Consider the following 16,395-nt stretch of genomic DNA (forward strand, 5'->3'; position numbering starts at 1 on the left):
AACTTCTTTTTCCGGCTCTTTTACTTCCTCCTGCTCTTCTTCAACTTCTTTTATCGTTTCTTTCACTTCTTCTTTTGTTTCTTCAACTTCTTTTTCCGGCTCTTTTACTTCTTCTTTCGGTATTAATTTTTCTACTATATTCTGCATGACGATGCCACTATATAATATGCCCGTCTCATAATGATCTGCATCCAAGTCAAATTCATATATTTTTTCTCCTAGAGTACTCCAAATGATTCCCTCATCAGTAAGCATTCCACCTGCACTCTTTAACGTAATCTTTTCAATTCGTTCCCCTTCTAAATCATATACAGGTATTTTCACTTCTTTATTTATTTCTGCATCATCCAAAATGACCTTTTGCCTTCTAACATCAATTGTTCCCCACTGGCCTAATTGTATTAACGGCCTTACATCACGAATCTCATTTTCAGCTAATTTTAAACTAAGTAAGTCTAACATTGATCCAAGAACTGACACATCTTTAATACGATTATCTGTAAGATTTAACCATTGTAAATTTTTTAATGAAGATAATGGAGTAGTATCTTCAATTTGATTATGAGATACATTCAAATTATTCAATTGTTTCATGTTTAAGATGAACTCAATATTTTTCAGACCTACTCCTTCCAAAGTGAGTTTTTCTAAGTTCATCATGTATTCTAAGCCTGTTATATCTTTTATCTCTTTTCCTTTTTCTTTAAGGATCTCTAATTTTTTAATCTGTAATAAATCTTCTTTTGTGATAGGAGCGTTTAAATTCTCTCTACCTAAATTCTCTTTATTAATATGTTGTTGTAAAGTTTTATCGAGAATTACATTTTCCTTTTGTTCATTATCCTCTTTTATTTCATCTAACCTTTCAACAACATTTTGAATTACTGTTCCATTAAACTTAATACGATTTTCTTCTGGCTTTATATCTAATATAAATTCGTATGTTTTTTCACCGGTAGTACTCCATTTAACAGAACCATTATTAACTATTCCATCTCCATTCTTTAATTGAATAGTATCGAGTGGCTCGCCTTGTAAATTATAGATAGGTATTTTAACTTCCTTATCTTTTTCTACATCATCTAAAAAGATTTTTTGTCTTTGAACGTCAATGTACATTCTTTTTCCTAACTCTTGAACCGGTCTAACATCACGAATTTCATTTGACGCTAGCTTTAAATCATATAAACCTGTTAATTGACTAAGTGGTGTTATATCTGAAATATAGTTTTCTTCTAAATTAAGTGATTGTACAGTAGACATTCTTGATAAAGGTTCGATGTTTTCTAATTCATTTTTAGAAAGGTCTAACTCTACTAATTTTTTCATTGGTGTAATATGTTCAATATTAGTAAGTCCATTGTTACTTAAAGATAAACTCTTCACATTCTTCAGTTGCTCAATCCCAGCAAGATTAGCATTACTAATTTGATTATTTGCTACAGTCAAAGTCCTTAAAGATTTCGCTGTAAATAATGGTTTAATATCTTTTATATAATTACTATTTAAATCTAGCAATTTAATCTTCTTCATTTGACTTAGTGGGCTTAAATCTGAAATTTTATTATTTCTCAAGCTTAAACTCTCAATATGTTCTAACTCAGCCAAAGGTCCAATATCTTCAAGTTCGCCATAGGTTATACTTAATGATTTCAATTGCCTCAAATCCGAGATAAATTTTATATTTTCTAACTTAACTTCTTCCAACGTTAAGTTTTCTAAGTTCTTCATATATTCTAGACCGCTTACGTCTTCTATTCCTTTACTTTTAGCTTCAACGACTATTAAAGATTTAACTTTTAATAAATCTTCCTTAGTTATTGGGGTATCTAAATTTTCTCTATTCAAGTTATATTTATTAATATGCTTTTGCAATTGCTTATCTAATATTACATTTCCATTTTCATCTTGTTGATCCACTTTATCCTCTTTATTTTCCTTTTGTGCTTCTGGAACATTATTTTCTAAATTCAATGTATTTACTTCAAATTGTACTTGATACTTATTATCATAGGCTATTGTCGGAATATAAATATGCATTTGCATATTATACCTTTTTCCTAATTCCCCTACTTCAAACTGAATCACTTTCGTTCCATTTTTCTTTTTATCTTCTGATATTACTTTTACATCATGAAACACACCAGGAGTATGTATATCCTCTGTTTTCAAGTATTGAAAGAAATCACTATCACTTAACGTTGCTGTTACAATTTTCTTTCCGTTCTCAACTGTTAATTTCGGATTTTTTATATAAACAGCTGCCATAGACTCTTCATTTGTTTTATCTTTATACGCTTTAATAACAGCGTCATATGTACCATCTTCTAAACCTTGTCCCGTTTTATTCGCCTCAATTGCTACTGCCGCTAAAGCAGGTGTTGAATAAACAGCAAACGGAAGTGATAACGTCGCCGCTATAATCATTGCATTTATATGTTTTCTTTTATTTCTTTTCAACTTTACATCTCCTCCAAAATATATAATTCAAAATGTAATCATTTCTCGAATAAATGATAATGATTTTCATTATCATTGTCAACTAAAAAAATAAAAAGTTTACAAAAAAATAACCCCTCAAAAAGGGGTTATGCCATTTTCTCTCCTGATTCTTCTCTAAAGAAGCTCTTCATCGCATGAAATACGTCTGCTTTTTGCTTTAAAATATAATATCTGAAGTTTTCATCTTTAATATTTTTATAGGCTGACATAAGTGTACTGTGGCGATTGTACTGATTCACTTCTCCATACCCAAACATATTACACTTCTTCATTAATTCTTCAACAAGTTTTACACATCTAGCATTATCTGATGTTAAATTATCACCATCTGAAAAATGGAATGGATAAATATTATAGCGGTCTGGTGAGTATTTATTATCAATTAACTCGAGTGCTTTTTTGTATACAGAAGAACAAATTGTTCCGCCACTTTCTCCTTTTGAGAAAAACTCTTCCTCTGGAACTACTTTTGCCTCCGTATGATGGGCAATAAATTCAATATCTACTGTTTCATACTTTGTACGTAGAAATCTCGTCATCCAGAAAAAGAAGCTCCGTGCCATATATTTCTCCCATATGCCCATCGATCCACTCGTATCCATCATCGCTAATACAACAGCTTTTGAATCTGGCTTTAATACTTCATTCCAAGTGCGGAACTTTAAATCTTCTTGATGAATTGGATGGAAAGATGCTTTACCACGCATCGCATTTCGTTTATATGCGGATATCATCGTTCTTTTCTTATCGATGTTGCCCCATAATCCCGTTTTTCTAATATCATTAAATTCAACATGTTCAATCCTGTTTTCATCCATTTCTTTTCTCTTTAAATTAGGCAGCTCTAACTCTTTGAAAAATGCTTGCTCTAATTCCAAAATAGAGACTTCAGCTTCATAATAATCTTCCCCAGCCGCATCCCCTGCTCCTTGCCCTTTTCCTGGTCCTTTTTGCTTTTGACCACCTGATCCATCTCTCGCAACGACATCACCAACTTTGCTGTCACCATTTCCTTGCCCAACGTGTTTGTTTTTATCATAATTGTACCTAATCTTATATTCATCTAAAGAACGAATTGGTATTTTTACAACATCCTTACCATTAGACATAACAATGCTTTCTTCTGTTACAAGATCGGGTAAATTATTCTTAATTGCCTCTTGTACTTTCTCTTGATGGCGTTGTTGGTCGTCATATCCTTTGCGATGGAGGGACCAGTTTTCCTGTGAAATCGTATAATTTGGTTGGTTTTCTTCACCCATTTCTTTCCCTCCTTACTGTAATTGTCTTCCTATATGAACAGCAAGCTAGAAATTTTGTTTTATACTGTACCAGCTAGAATGAAAGGTAACTGCCCATCGAAAATCATCCCATAAACATATATAACGTTTTTCATATAATACTCCGAGCATCCTAAACAAAATTTTGCCACTCACATACTAGAAAAGAATCATTCAGCCTTTGATAAGAAAGAAACACAATGCATAGTTGCACACATTTACACTTTGCAACATATTGTATTGTGTTGGCTTTTTTCGTATGAATGGTTGGTTACTCTATCATATGCATATTGTAAAAATAATTGACAATAAATTCATAAAATTGCATCTTAATTTATTGCATTTGGACAAGGTATGACACTTTACACATATGACTGGATAATAAAACGCTGTCCCGCAAAATACAAGAGACAGCGTTTTGTTATCAAACTATCGGTTTAGCAGACTACCTACATAGCGTAATAATTCATTTGCTGAAGAAGAATTATAGCCGTGCTCATCAATTAAACGTGCAACAACATCATTAATTTTCTTCAGCTGATTTTCGTCTGGTGTTTTCGTTGATGTTGTAATTTTCACTATATCTTTTAAATCAGCAAATAGCTTCTTCTGAATCGCTTCACGAAGACGTTCGTGCGAATTATAGTCGAAGCGTTTTCCTTTACGTGCATAAGCAGAGATGCGAATTAATATTTCTTCCCGGAATGCTTTTTTAGCATTTTCTGAAATTCCAATTTGCTCCTCAATTGAGCGCATTAGCTTTTCATCTGGACTCATTTCTTCACCTGTTAACGGGTCACGTAATTTTGATTTATTGCAATATGCTTCAACGTTATCTAAGTAATTATCCATAAGTGTCTTAGCGGATTCTTCATACGAATAAACAAACGCTTTTTGTACTTCTTTTTTAGCAATTTCATCATATTCTTTTCTTGCTAATGAAATGAAGTTCATATAGCGCTCTCGGTCTTCATTACTAATCGATGGATGCTGATCCAATCCATCTTTTAAAGATCTAAGCACATCTAGAGCATTAATAGATGGTACCTCTTTTCGAATAATTGTAGAAGAAATGCGGTTAATAACGTAACGAGGATCAATACCTTTCATACCTTCATCTTGATATTCGCGTTGCAACTCCTCTACATCAATCGCATTATAACCTTCTACCGTTTCTCCATCATACAAACGCATCTTTTTAATTAAATCAATATCTGGACGCTTCGGATCTTTTAAACGAGTTAAAATCGTAAACATTGCTGCAACCCGAAGTGTATGCGGTGCAATGTGCACATCGGACACGTCACTTTCACGAATCATTTTTTCATAAATATGTTCTTCTTCACTCACTCGTAAATTATATGGAACTGGCATTACAATAATTCTTGAGTGTAATGCTTCATTTTTCTTATTTGCTATGAAAGAGCGATACTCTGTTTCATTCGTATGCGCTACAATTAATTCATCTGCTGAAATAAGTGCAAATCTTCCCGCTTTAAAATTCCCTTCTTGTGTAAGCGATAATAAATGCCATAAAAACTTCTCGTCGCATTTTAACATCTCTTGGAATTCCATCATCCCACGGTTTGCCTTATTCAATTCTCCATCGAAGCGATACGCTCGTGGATCTGATTCTGAACCATATTCTGCAATTGTAGAAAAGTCCAAGCTACCTGTTAAATCTGCAATATCTTGTGATTTAGGATCAGAAGGGCTAAATGTACCAATACCAGTTCGGCGATCTTCAGAGAAGAAAATACGCTCCACAACTACATCTTCAATTCTCCCACCATATTCTTGCTCTAGGCGCATAACGTTGAGTGGTGATAAATTCCCTTCAATTCTTACTCCATACTCATCAAAGAAATCATCTCGTAAATGATGCGGAATTAAATGAAGTGGATCTTCATGCATTGGGCACCCTTTAATTGCAAAAATTGCTCCTCGATCTGTTCTTGAATATGTTTCTAATCCTCGTTTCAACATCGTAACTAATGTTGATTTACCTCCACTAACAGGACCCATTAATAATAAAATACGTTTTCTAACATCTAATCGTTTTGCAGACGGATGAAAATATTCCTCTACAAGACGTTCTAAAGCATCCTCTAACCCAAATAGCTGATTACTAAAGAAGTTATACTTTCTTCTACCATCAACTTCTTCAATTCCAGCATCTTTTATCATATTGTAAATGCGAGAGTGTGCTGTTTGAGCCACCCATGGTCTTTCCTTCACAAGCTCCAAATACTCCGCAAACGTACCTTCCCATTGTAAGCGTTCTTCTGCTTCTCGATGCTGTTCAATTTTTTTTAGAATATCCATTATAGCTCCTCCCCCATCTCCTTGTTCAATCGGATTATTATAAAAGGTATGCTAGGATGTCCTTAAACATTCTTTAAATCAAAATGAAATATACAGTAGTGTTATAAAATTCTCTCCAAAATTCAAAGAAAATTCTGTATAATATAGGTATTAAAGTTTTTACACCTCTATTCATTTTAAATAAATTCTTTTCTTCCAAGAACATTACATACATTTCGATTCATATTTCAGATTCGTAAACTGAAAAAATAGGAGGGATATTAGTATGAAATTATTATTAATTTTAGGTGTATCACTCACATTTCTTACAGCTATTTTTACATCTGGTTACAATGATAAACCCGGTACACATAAAAAGTGATGTGCTTCTTAGCACATCACTTTTTTTATCGATTATTTATAATACACATTTTCCACATCATATTTTGATAAAGGGCGGCTATAATAATAACCTTGTACAAACTTCACATTCTTTTCCTTCAAAAATTGTATTTGTTCCGCTTTTTCTACCCCTTCTGCAATTACATTCAATTCCAACGTATGAGCTAGATGAATAATTGCAGCCGTAATATTCGTATCGCGTTCATCTACATGTATACCTTCCATAAAAGAACGATCAATTTTCAAAGTATCAATTGGATACGTTTTTAAATAACTCAAAGATGAATACCCTGTACCAAAATCATCTAAATGAATCTTTAAATTTTGTTCTTTTAATTGTAGCAATACTCTTTTCGATATATCTTTATGTATAAGGGCTCCTTCTGTAACCTCTATCGCTAATAAATGAGCTGGTACATTGTACTTATGTAAAGCTCGTGTAATCATCTCTATTAATGTAATAGAGCGAAAATGCCTGGCTGAAATATTAACTGCAATTGGGACAACTTCATATCCTTTATTTAACCATTCGCGTATTTGTCGACACACTTCATTTACTACCCATTCATCAAGCTTAATAATAAATCCTGTTCTTTCTGCTAGCGGAATAAATTGATTGGGAGAGACAAATCCTAATTCTTTATTCTCCCACCTTATTAAAGCCTCCATACTAGCTATTTTTTTCGTTTCAATATTAATTTGCGGCTGATAATATAAGAAGAATTCATTTTTTTCTATAGCACGATGTAATTGGTTTTCTATTATAAATCTTTGTTCACGCTCACAATCTAACCCACTGCAATAAAAATGATAATGCCCTTTTCCTTTTTCTTTTGCTTTTTCCAAAGCAGCATCAACTCTTTGGAATAATATCTTTTCATCTTCTCCATCTGTTGGAGCCATTACAATTCCGATTGAAGCACTTAAATACACGTCCTCTTCTTCGATTACAAAATGTTCACTAATCCTTTTCAGTATGTTTTTGGAAACTCCCTCTACACGTTCTTTCGTTATATTTTCTATTAACATAACAAATTGATCATCGTGTTCTCTAAATAAGTGTATACCGGGTATTTGAAAACTGCTTAAACATTCTGTAACTTTTTGTAACACTTTATCTCCTTCTTTATGACCAAACGTATCATTAATAAGGTGAAATTCATCTAAATCTATAAAGATAAACGCAAAAGCTACCTTCTCATTTAAAAAATCATTTAACTTATTTGTACATGAAATTCTATTCATTAATCCTGTTAGCTGATCATAATAAGCTAAATATTCCGTTCTCATTTCATTTAATATTTGCTTTGTAACATCCCTTGTAACAATATATACTCCAACAATTTCACCATTTACAATAATCGGGATAGTTCTCAAGGAAATATAGAGCTCGTACCCTTCTTTATGAACATATTTCTTTGAAACAATTTGCTTTGCCCTTCCTTGCATGGCTTCTTTAAATATAATTTGAAAATCTTTTTCATATTCTTTATTAATAAATTCAAAAATAAACTTATTATTTAATTCTTCAAATCGGTATCCAAATATTTCATACGTTGCTGGATTTGCATATGTAATTCTTCCTATAGAATCTATAGATATGATGGAGTCATTATTATATTCTAGTAATGACTTAAACAGCATTTGTTTTTCCTCTATCTCCATCTTCTCCTCTATTTGAGCTGTGATATCCCTTGTAATACAAATAATAAACTGACATACTCCTTCTTCATCAAATACAGGATTAAGTGAAGATTCATAATGTAAATTACCAGTTGGTAAACTAACTACATCACAAAAGGTATGTGCTTTCGCTTCGCTCGCTACTTTTGCATATTGCACTTGCAATATTTCCGCCGTATCTTCCGGTAATACTTCTGCAAAAGTTTTTCCATAACATTCTTCACTTAGCTTCGCATAATCCATACCTAACTTATTTACATAAATATATGTAAATGTTTCATCATCAATAACTTTAACAATAAATACTAAATCTTGAATAGCATGTAATAATCCTCTTCTTATTAAATCCATATCTATCATACTTAAAAAGGTATTTTGATTACTATATTGTTCCTTCATATTTATCTCAACCCGTCTGATCTATTTTTATTCATATATCCCATTTTATATGAATATGTATCCTTTTTTAAATGTATGATTACATATTATTTTTATTTTTAGAAAAAAAGTCGCCATATGGCGACTTTTAATAAACAATTTCTAAATCTAATCCTGGATAATTTTGTTGACGGAATGCTTCATAAATTAAAATAGCTGCTGTATTAGATAAATTTAATGAACGCACTTTATCAGTCATTGGAATACGTAAACAATGATCGAAATTTTCTTCGATTACATTAGCTGGTAAGCCGTTCGTTTCTCTTCCAAATACAAAATAGTAATCCTTCTCACGTTTGCTATAATCAAACGCTGTATGAGCTTTCTCGCCATACTTTGTTAAATAGAAGAATTCACCGTCTTTATTTTTCTCATAAAACTCTTCAATTGAATCATAATACGTAATTTTCACGTGCTGCCAATAATCTAATCCTGCACGCTTTAACATTTTATCATCCGTTGAAAATCCAAGCGGTCTAATCAAATGTAATTCTGTTCCAGTTGCTGCACAAGTACGAGCAATATTCCCTGTATTTGCTGGAATTTCTGGTTGATATAAAACAACATGTACTCCCACGCGATATTCACCTCTGTTTTTTGTCTACTACGTATTATACCACTTGAGCGAAAAATCTCTACCCATTAATAATATGAAAGAATTTATATTTCATTTGTGGTGTATATTTACTAGAATCTTCATAGTTCCAATAACGCCGACGGCTATTCGCTGAATGTGCATTTACAAGTGGCATACCATCTGCGTCTTTTGCTACTACAATCGTCGTATGGTTCCACCTACCATCATCCTCGAAATCATAAGCGATGACATCACCAAGAATAAGGTCCTCTGGCCTTTCTACCGCTTCAGCTCGAAGTCCTGATGTAGCACCTGACAAATACCAATAAAAAGAGTGTGCAACAGCCCAGCTCCAACTCCACTGATTCTCCCTTTGCCACCATCCTTTACGAATATTAGGATATCCATTCATTGGTACTTCTCCAGTATGAAGACATTGAGAAATAAAATTCGTACAATTATCAGGGAAATTACGATATGCAGGGTTTCGATCATCCCACCAACGCTCTGCATATTTAACTGCCTCTAAACGGTTGTACTGATAGGAACCGTACTTCTCTTTTGTAACTTCCCTTTCTAATGTCTCACTCATTCCAACTGCTTCTGGCACTTCAATAGCATAATCACCTATTATCCGGCTATTATTTAAACAAACTCTTCGTTTTAATTGTTCCTCTTCAATATAAAATAATTCTTTATGCTTAATTAAATATTTAAAATGTATTTGATAATCAATTTCTTGATGATTGCTATTATTTAATTGCCTCATAAAAGAAACATCCGCAGTTGCTTTTACTATCTCTGCATTACGCTTTTGAAATAATTGTTTCTTTCTCTTTGCTATTTGTAATAAATCTTCAGCAATACCATCTACATTTGTTCGTTTCTCTGTTATATATGCTAAAAAGTGTTGGACTTGCTTTTCAATATTTATTTTTACAACCATTTCGTCTCCCTCCCATATTACAATATGAAAAAGGGAGATATTATCTACTCTTTTTTCTGCGCTAACAGTTCAAGTCCGCGATTCATTTCATGAAGAACCTCTTCGTCTTTCTCACGTTGCATCGCTTTTTCAATAGCTTCGCCCACACCGTCTCCACCAATTTTCCCAAGCGCCCACGCTGCCGTCCCGCGAAGCACTGGTCTTGGATCATCTTTCATAACACCTATTAAATCTGGAATTGCTGATGCTTCTTTAAAATGTGCAAGTGCCAAAATTGCATTTCGTTGCAACGGTTTTTTACCTCTCCATGAACCAGACATAATTCCATATTTCTCTTTAAAGTCACGATTGCTAATTGTTAAAAGCGGTGTTAATAACGGTTTAACTAACTCAGGATCTGGTTCCATCTCAGGGTGATTATGAAAATCCATTCCTTTATTTTTCGGACAAACTGTCTGACACGTATCACATCCATAAATACGATTACCTATTTTGTCGCGATACTCTTCTGGTAGGAATCCTTTCGTCTGTGTTAAAAATGCTATACACTTCTTCGAATCTAACTGTCCTCCTTGTATTAAAGCACCTGTAGGACAAATATCAATACACTTTGTACAGCTCCCGCATTGATCTTCTATCGGCTGATCTGGTGGGAATGGAACGTTTGTAATCATTTCTCCTAAATATACATACGAACCAAATTCAGGTGTAATAATAGAGCAGTTCTTACCGCTCCATCCAATACCAGCACGCTCTGAAACAGCTCGATCACTTAATTCACCCGTATCAACCATTGACTTAACTTCTATATCGGGAAGTTTTTCGATTAAATATGCTTCTAATTTCTGCAAACGATCTCGTAAAACTAGATGATAATCTTGTCCCCAAGAAGCACGACAAAAAATCCCACGGCGTTCTCCACGCTTACTTAATGGTGCATTTTTTAATTTTGAAGGATACGCTAATGCAATCGCAATAATTGATTTTGCACCAGGTAATAGAAGCTGTGGATTCGTTCTCTTTTCTATATCAGGCTCTTCAAATCCAGATTGATAATTTAATTGTTGCTGCTGGATTAACCGCTGCTTTAATTCTTCAAATGGTGAAGCACTAGCAAAGCCTATTTTATCTATACCAATCGTTTTACTATACGCAATAACATCTTGCTTTAATTGTTCAAAATCCATTCCTAATCATCTCCTCAGATGAATCCATCCTTCATGTAACGATCTATTAGTTAGCAATTCACTTTCGGAATACTATTCTTTACTTCTATTTTCGCATACAATTACGTTTTCCAAACATTAAAAAACGCAATGCCTCGTTTATCTCGGAAACGAAACACTGCGTTGATCACAATTTATAGAAAAACATTTAATAAAATTTGGAGCGGGTGAAGAGAATCGAACTCTCGACCAGAGCTTGGAAGGCTCTTGTTTTACCACTAAACTACACCCGCAAATATGAAATACATATAAGATATTAGAATAACTTATGTAAAGTAGTATAGCATGTAAAAAAAGCGGAAGCAAGAATTTTATCGAAAAAAGTCGAAAAAGTGATGAGTAGCTCATCACTTTTTCAATTCTTTATCAATCGCCTTCTTCATACTATCGAAATCAGGGTTTGCAAGATTTCCGTTTATATATACTGAAGGAGCACCTTGAACTTTTAATTTTTGAGCACGATCTGAATCTTTACGTACTTTTTCTTTTATTTCTTTACTGTGTAAATCTTTCTTAAATTGATCTACATCAACTTTCGGAAGCTTCTCTTTCACAATGTTAAGAAGTAATTCTTCTGTAATCCATTCTTCCGTATCTTTCTTTTGACTTTGATAAATCTCATCATAGAAAGTCCAGAATGAATCTTTATCTTGTTTATAAATTGCTTCACCAGCTGCTGCACCTAAATCAGAGTCTTTCCCAATAAACGGAAAATTAATAAAGTATAACTGCACTTTACCTTTATCAATATACTCTTCTTTTAATCGTGGCAATACTGTTACATCCCAAGTACGACAAGCGGGACATTTGAAGTCTCCAAATTCAACTACCTTAACCGGAGCATCATCTTTCCCTAAAGATTGTTGTGTGGAATAAGCAAACATCTCATTCCCTTTATCTTTTTTGTCATTTATGATGCTATACGCAATCGTTCCGATCACAATCAATACTGCAATGGAAAAAACTATACCAAGAGCCATGAGTTTGTTCGATGATTTCATATACATTCCTCTTTAATTTCATATTCTGTATACAGCATTGTACACAATACACATAATATCAACACTTATATACGTCACGCAATGAACACGCTCACATAAATTACAAAAACACAATAATTGTGACGATATTGTGTCACGATTTGTCACAATTTATTCAAAAAAGAAGCTCCTATGTAGGAACTTCCATTAGCTTACTGCTTTTTCACGAGCACTATTTAACATCGACTGCTCTGTTTTTATATCATGACGAATGACTAACTTCTCACTAACTGCTTGCACATACTCATCATGATTGATATAGCCTTCTTTCTCCATCAATCTCAAAACGACATTTCGTCTCTCTACGGCCTTATCATAATTTTGTGCCGGTGAGTAATAAGCAGGTGCCTTTACTACAGCAGCCATCATTGCACTTTCAGCCAATGTTAATTGGCTCACCTTTTTACCGAAGTATAGGTTTGCTGCTTTTTCAATTCCCCATGCTCCTTCTCCGTAATAAATATTGCTTACATACAATTTTAAAATTTCATCCTTCGTAAATGTACGTTCAATTTTTTTCGTATAGAAAATCTCTTTCCACTTACGAGAAAATGTACGTTCATTCGTTAAAAAAGCATTTTTAGATAACTGCTGTGTAATTGTGCTTCCGCCTTGCACAACACCACCAGCTTTTATATTTTCAACAGACGCTCTGACAATCGCTATATAATCTAAACCGTTATGATGATAAAACCTTTTATCTTCTGTCGCAATAAATGCATGTGTCAATGATTCTGGTACCTCTAACTTAGCCGGTACATGTAATTTACTAATATCACTTTTCTCAATCATTACATTTCCAATGAATAATAACGTAAAACTTAACAATAATAATAAAATAATGGCTTTATAAAAAAACTTAGTCATTGGATTTAATGCAACTTTTTGATGATAGTTCACCCTAGATAATACTCGTTCTTTCATCTTAAACACCTCTTTTCCACATAGCGTATAACTCTTACTTTAAGAATACCTTGTTGTAAAAAAATATCCCATCGATTTCTCTTACACGTACCTTACATCATTGTAAGGTATAAATTGAAACTTTCATCAGACCCCCATCAATCTGGCTGCCCGGCAAATAGCGGGATAAAAAAGTATTGTATCACAGTCCTTTTTTATCTACTATTCATCTGAAATATTGAATATAGATTATGCTAAATCAATAGCAGATTAGATCTTAAGGCTATTATACTTTCTCTATTAAAGCGCCCTATTTTCATTATATCATCTACCAATATATATACTTTTGAGTATCTAGTAATCTAAATGTACATAATATATCATATATTATACAGAACAAACGTTCTTCGAATCAATACTAACGCTATTATTATTTTGACCTTTTTCTTAAACAGTATACAAAAAAGAGTAGTGATTTGACTGTATCTCAAATCGGCTACTCTTTTCTTTACAATCTTCCTATTAAGTTATACGGCTTCACTTCCCACGTTTCATACGGAATGAAATGGGTTGCTCTCATCGCATCAAGCGTTCTGGATTTCATATGAGGACGCGTTATATACTCATTTATGTTCTCTTCGTTTAAAGCTACAAATTTAGCCTCTTGTATTTCTTCATGTTGAATTTTTATTTCACCGCTTACATATGCTACTTTAAAAACGACAGCTAAAATGTTCATGGAAGCATTATAATAAACTCCTGTAACTCCAAGCGGCTTCACAGTTAAACCCGTCTCCTCAAGCATTTCCCTACAAACAGCTTGATCGAGTGCTTCCCCTTCTTCTACCTGTCCTCCTGGTAACTCCCACGTATCAGCTCGCCAGTGTACCTTTGCTAATAACACTTCATCTTTTTCATTTGTTAAATAGCCTGCTACAGCAACGATATGTTTTGGTGTTTTTTGTTCCATGTTAAGCCTCCTAGCAATAATGAATATTTCATATATCCCTATAAGCATATTCCCTGTTTACAATAAAATACCTTTATTAAAAAAGCCCCTATTCGTTAAACGAACAGGGGCTTTTATCGTATTATTCTCCTAAGTCTACGTTGTGATAAACTTGTTGTACATCTTCTAAATCTTCTAATGCATCAACCATTTTTTCAAATTGTGCTTGTGCATCTTCAGGAAGTGTTACATCGTTTTGTGCAAGCATTGTTAATTCGGCAACTGTAAATTCTTCAACACCCGCATCTTTAAGAGCAGATTGTACTGCATGGAATTGATCTGGTTCAGCATACACGATAACAGCATCTTCTTCTTCAAGTATGTCACGTGCATCCACATCTGCTTCCATTAAAATCTCAAGAACTTCATCTGATGTTTTCCCTTCAAGGCCGATAACAGCTGTTGCATCAAACATGTAAGCTACAGAACCGTTTACACCCATGTTACCACCATTTTTGCTAAATGCAGCTCGTACATCTGCTGCAGTACGGTTTACGTTGTTTGTAAGTGTATCTACAATTACCATAGCTCCATTTGGTCCGAATCCTTCATAACGAAGCTCGTCATAATTTTCTTCTGAACCACCTTTTGCTTTTTCAACTGCACGATCGATAATTGTTCTTGGAACATTGTATGTTTTCGCACGTTCTAATACAACTCTAAGCGCTTGGTTTGATTCCGGATCTGGCTCGCCTTGTTTTGCCGCTACATAAATTTCACGTCCAAATTTCGCGTATATACGGCTAGTATTTGCATCTTTTGATGCTTTTTTATCTTTAATATTATTCCATTTACGACCCATACTTTCCACTCTCTTTCCCGTTTTAAATCTACATAAAAATATTAATATGAAATATCATGTGTGTTCAACACATTTTTAAAAGAAATATAAAAAGTTCATTTTTGATTCATATTACAGACATAATATAAATCACTATCATTTTGTTCTTTCGACAAGTTATATTATACATGAATTCCTACGTTTATTACGAATTTTAGAAGCACATAACATAATTTAGCAAAAAAATCCTACCATTTCACCAACACACTATTTATGCTTATTTTGTAGTGTGATGAAAATATAAAAAGACTCTACACATTTGGTGTAGAGTCTTTTTATTACGCCGTTCGTGATACCGATGGTCGGGGTCGAACCGACACTCCCGAAGGAACACGATTTTGAGTCGTGCGCGTCTGCCAATTCCGCCACATCGGCACAAAAGAAAAGGCGGCAACCGGATTTGAACCGGTGATAAAGGTTTTGCAGACCTCTGCCTTACCACTTGGCTATGCCGCCATATAAAATTTTAGTGGAGCGGAAGACGGGATTCGAACCCGCGACCCCAACCTTGGCAAGGTTGTATTCTACCACTGAACTACTTCCGCAAAAATGGCTGGGCTAGCTGGATTCGAACCAGCGCATGACGGAGTCAAAGTCCGTTGCCTTACCGCTTGGCTATAGCCCATCGAATTCTTACTTAATTATATGTAAGTATCCATTAGATTATTTATAATTTTTAAAATAAAAATGGGGCGACTGATGGGAATCGAACCCACGAATGCCGGAGCCACAATCCGGTGCGTTAACCACTTCGCCACAACCGCCATGTTGTGTAAATAATTTGGCAGGGGCAGTAGGAATCGAACCCACACTGGAGGTTTTGGAGACCTCAGTTCTACCTTTAAACTATGCCCCTATGTAAATGGTGGAGGGGGGCAGATTCGAACTGCCGAACCCGAAGGAGCGGATTTACAGTCCGCCGCGTTTAGCCACTTCGCTACCCCTCCGAAACTTACATGGTGCCGGCTAGAGGACTTGAACCCCCAACCTACTGATTACAAGTCAGTTGCTCTACCAATTGAGCTAAGCCGGCGTATTTTATTAAAGTAAATGGTGGCTCGGGACGGAATCGAACCGCCGACACGAGGATTTTCAGTCCTCTGCTCTACCGACTGAGCTACCGAGCCTTATTAAAATGGCGGTCCCGACCGGGGTCGAACCGGCGATCTCCTGCGTGACAGGCAGGCATGTTAACCACTACACCACGGGACCATTTGGTTGCGGGGACAGGATTTGAACCTGCG

Annotated in this window: 11 protein-coding genes and 11 tRNA genes; all 22 read right to left on the reverse strand. The window is 34.4% G+C overall.

The features are described 5' to 3' along the window. A partial coding sequence (locus tag PDQ40_RS27630; RefSeq protein WP_270691768.1) for an NEAT domain-containing protein occupies positions 1–2,460 on the reverse strand: 2,460 nt, incomplete at its 3' end. Between the two features lie 128 nt (positions 2,461–2,588). Beyond that, positions 2,589–3,764, reverse strand: a complete 1,176-nt coding sequence (gene yhbH, locus PDQ40_RS27635; RefSeq protein WP_000503513.1) for a sporulation protein YhbH — start codon at positions 3,762–3,764, stop codon at positions 2,589–2,591. A 447-nt stretch (positions 3,765–4,211) separates the two neighbouring features. Further along, positions 4,212–6,107, reverse strand: a complete 1,896-nt coding sequence (locus PDQ40_RS27640; protein WP_000353279.1) for a PrkA family serine protein kinase — start codon at positions 6,105–6,107, stop codon at positions 4,212–4,214. A 393-nt stretch (positions 6,108–6,500) separates the two neighbouring features. Beyond that, positions 6,501–8,570, reverse strand: a complete 2,070-nt coding sequence (locus PDQ40_RS27645) for a sensor domain-containing protein (protein ID WP_000664307.1) — start codon at positions 8,568–8,570, stop codon at positions 6,501–6,503. 127 nt (positions 8,571–8,697) lie between these two features. Beyond that, positions 8,698–9,186, reverse strand: a complete 489-nt coding sequence (gene trmL, locus PDQ40_RS27650; RefSeq protein ID WP_000538147.1) for a tRNA (uridine(34)/cytosine(34)/5-carboxymethylaminomethyluridine(34)-2'-O)-methyltransferase TrmL — start codon at positions 9,184–9,186, stop codon at positions 8,698–8,700. A gap of 58 nt (positions 9,187–9,244) precedes the next feature. Then, positions 9,245–10,132: an amidase domain-containing protein gene (locus PDQ40_RS27655; RefSeq protein WP_000260539.1), complete on the reverse strand. Its 888-nt coding sequence runs from the start codon at positions 10,130–10,132 to the stop codon at positions 9,245–9,247. 44 nt (positions 10,133–10,176) lie between these two features. Next, on the reverse strand, positions 10,177–11,319 hold the full coding sequence (gene queG, locus PDQ40_RS27660; protein ID WP_000345218.1) for a tRNA epoxyqueuosine(34) reductase QueG: 1,143 nt from the start codon (positions 11,317–11,319) through the stop codon (positions 10,177–10,179). A gap of 198 nt (positions 11,320–11,517) precedes the next feature. Further along, positions 11,518–11,591 (reverse strand) — tRNA-Gly (locus tag PDQ40_RS27665). 114 nt (positions 11,592–11,705) lie between these two features. Then, positions 11,706–12,359 carry a DsbA family protein gene (locus tag PDQ40_RS27670; RefSeq protein ID WP_000842720.1) on the reverse strand — a complete coding sequence of 218 codons (654 nt, stop codon included), beginning with the start codon at positions 12,357–12,359 and terminating at the stop codon, positions 11,706–11,708. A gap of 186 nt (positions 12,360–12,545) precedes the next feature. After that, positions 12,546–13,322, reverse strand: coding sequence for a transglycosylase domain-containing protein (locus tag PDQ40_RS27675; protein ID WP_000664704.1), 777 nt, complete (start codon positions 13,320–13,322; stop codon positions 12,546–12,548). A gap of 487 nt (positions 13,323–13,809) precedes the next feature. Beyond that, on the reverse strand, positions 13,810–14,271 hold the full coding sequence (locus PDQ40_RS27680; RefSeq protein ID WP_000436091.1) for an NUDIX hydrolase: 462 nt from the start codon (positions 14,269–14,271) through the stop codon (positions 13,810–13,812). A gap of 121 nt (positions 14,272–14,392) precedes the next feature. After that, positions 14,393–15,112 carry a YebC/PmpR family DNA-binding transcriptional regulator gene (locus PDQ40_RS27685; RefSeq protein ID WP_000532946.1) on the reverse strand — a complete coding sequence of 240 codons (720 nt, stop codon included), beginning with the start codon at positions 15,110–15,112 and terminating at the stop codon, positions 14,393–14,395. A 332-nt stretch (positions 15,113–15,444) separates the two neighbouring features. Then, positions 15,445–15,526 (reverse strand) — tRNA-Leu (locus tag PDQ40_RS27690). A 10-nt stretch (positions 15,527–15,536) separates the two neighbouring features. After that, a tRNA-Cys gene (locus PDQ40_RS27695) sits at positions 15,537–15,607 on the reverse strand. Between the two features lie 14 nt (positions 15,608–15,621). Then, positions 15,622–15,696: transfer RNA gene (locus PDQ40_RS27700), tRNA-Gly, on the reverse strand. A 5-nt stretch (positions 15,697–15,701) separates the two neighbouring features. Then, positions 15,702–15,776 (reverse strand) — tRNA-Gln (locus PDQ40_RS27705). A 63-nt stretch (positions 15,777–15,839) separates the two neighbouring features. Then, positions 15,840–15,915: transfer RNA gene (locus PDQ40_RS27710), tRNA-His, on the reverse strand. 18 nt (positions 15,916–15,933) lie between these two features. Continuing rightward, positions 15,934–16,007, reverse strand: a tRNA-Trp gene (locus tag PDQ40_RS27715). A gap of 7 nt (positions 16,008–16,014) precedes the next feature. Further along, positions 16,015–16,098 (reverse strand) — tRNA-Tyr (locus tag PDQ40_RS27720). 10 nt (positions 16,099–16,108) lie between these two features. Continuing rightward, positions 16,109–16,184 (reverse strand) — tRNA-Thr (locus PDQ40_RS27725). Between the two features lie 18 nt (positions 16,185–16,202). Further along, positions 16,203–16,278: transfer RNA gene (locus tag PDQ40_RS27730), tRNA-Phe, on the reverse strand. A 9-nt stretch (positions 16,279–16,287) separates the two neighbouring features. Next, positions 16,288–16,363 (reverse strand) — tRNA-Asp (locus PDQ40_RS27735). Between the last annotated feature and the right edge of the window lie 32 nt (positions 16,364–16,395).

Origin of the sequence: Bacillus cereus group sp. Bc061 (genome assembly GCF_027715825.1) — a bacterium.
Classification (GTDB): Bacteria; Bacillota; Bacilli; order Bacillales; family Bacillaceae_G; genus Bacillus_A; species Bacillus_A paranthracis.

What these genes read in the sequence shown, in the direction of transcription:
- yhbH (WP_000503513.1), bottom strand. Translation starts at nt 3,764, where the DNA reads ATGGGTGAAGAAAACCAACCAAATTATACGATTTCACAGGAAAACTGG.
- PDQ40_RS27640 (WP_000353279.1), bottom strand. Translation starts at nt 6,107, where the DNA reads ATGGATATTCTAAAAAAAATTGAACAGCATCGAGAAGCAGAAGAACGC.
- PDQ40_RS27645 (WP_000664307.1), bottom strand. Translation starts at nt 8,570, where the DNA reads ATGAAGGAACAATATAGTAATCAAAATACCTTTTTAAGTATGATAGAT.
- PDQ40_RS27655 (WP_000260539.1), bottom strand. Translation starts at nt 10,132, where the DNA reads ATGGTTGTAAAAATAAATATTGAAAAGCAAGTCCAACACTTTTTAGCA.
- queG (WP_000345218.1), bottom strand. Translation starts at nt 11,319, where the DNA reads ATGGATTTTGAACAATTAAAGCAAGATGTTATTGCGTATAGTAAAACG.
- PDQ40_RS27670 (WP_000842720.1), bottom strand. Translation starts at nt 12,359, where the DNA reads ATGAAATCATCGAACAAACTCATGGCTCTTGGTATAGTTTTTTCCATT.
- PDQ40_RS27675 (WP_000664704.1), bottom strand. Translation starts at nt 13,322, where the DNA reads ATGAAAGAACGAGTATTATCTAGGGTGAACTATCATCAAAAAGTTGCA.
- PDQ40_RS27680 (WP_000436091.1), bottom strand. Translation starts at nt 14,271, where the DNA reads ATGGAACAAAAAACACCAAAACATATCGTTGCTGTAGCAGGCTATTTA.
- PDQ40_RS27685 (WP_000532946.1), bottom strand. Translation starts at nt 15,112, where the DNA reads ATGGGTCGTAAATGGAATAATATTAAAGATAAAAAAGCATCAAAAGAT.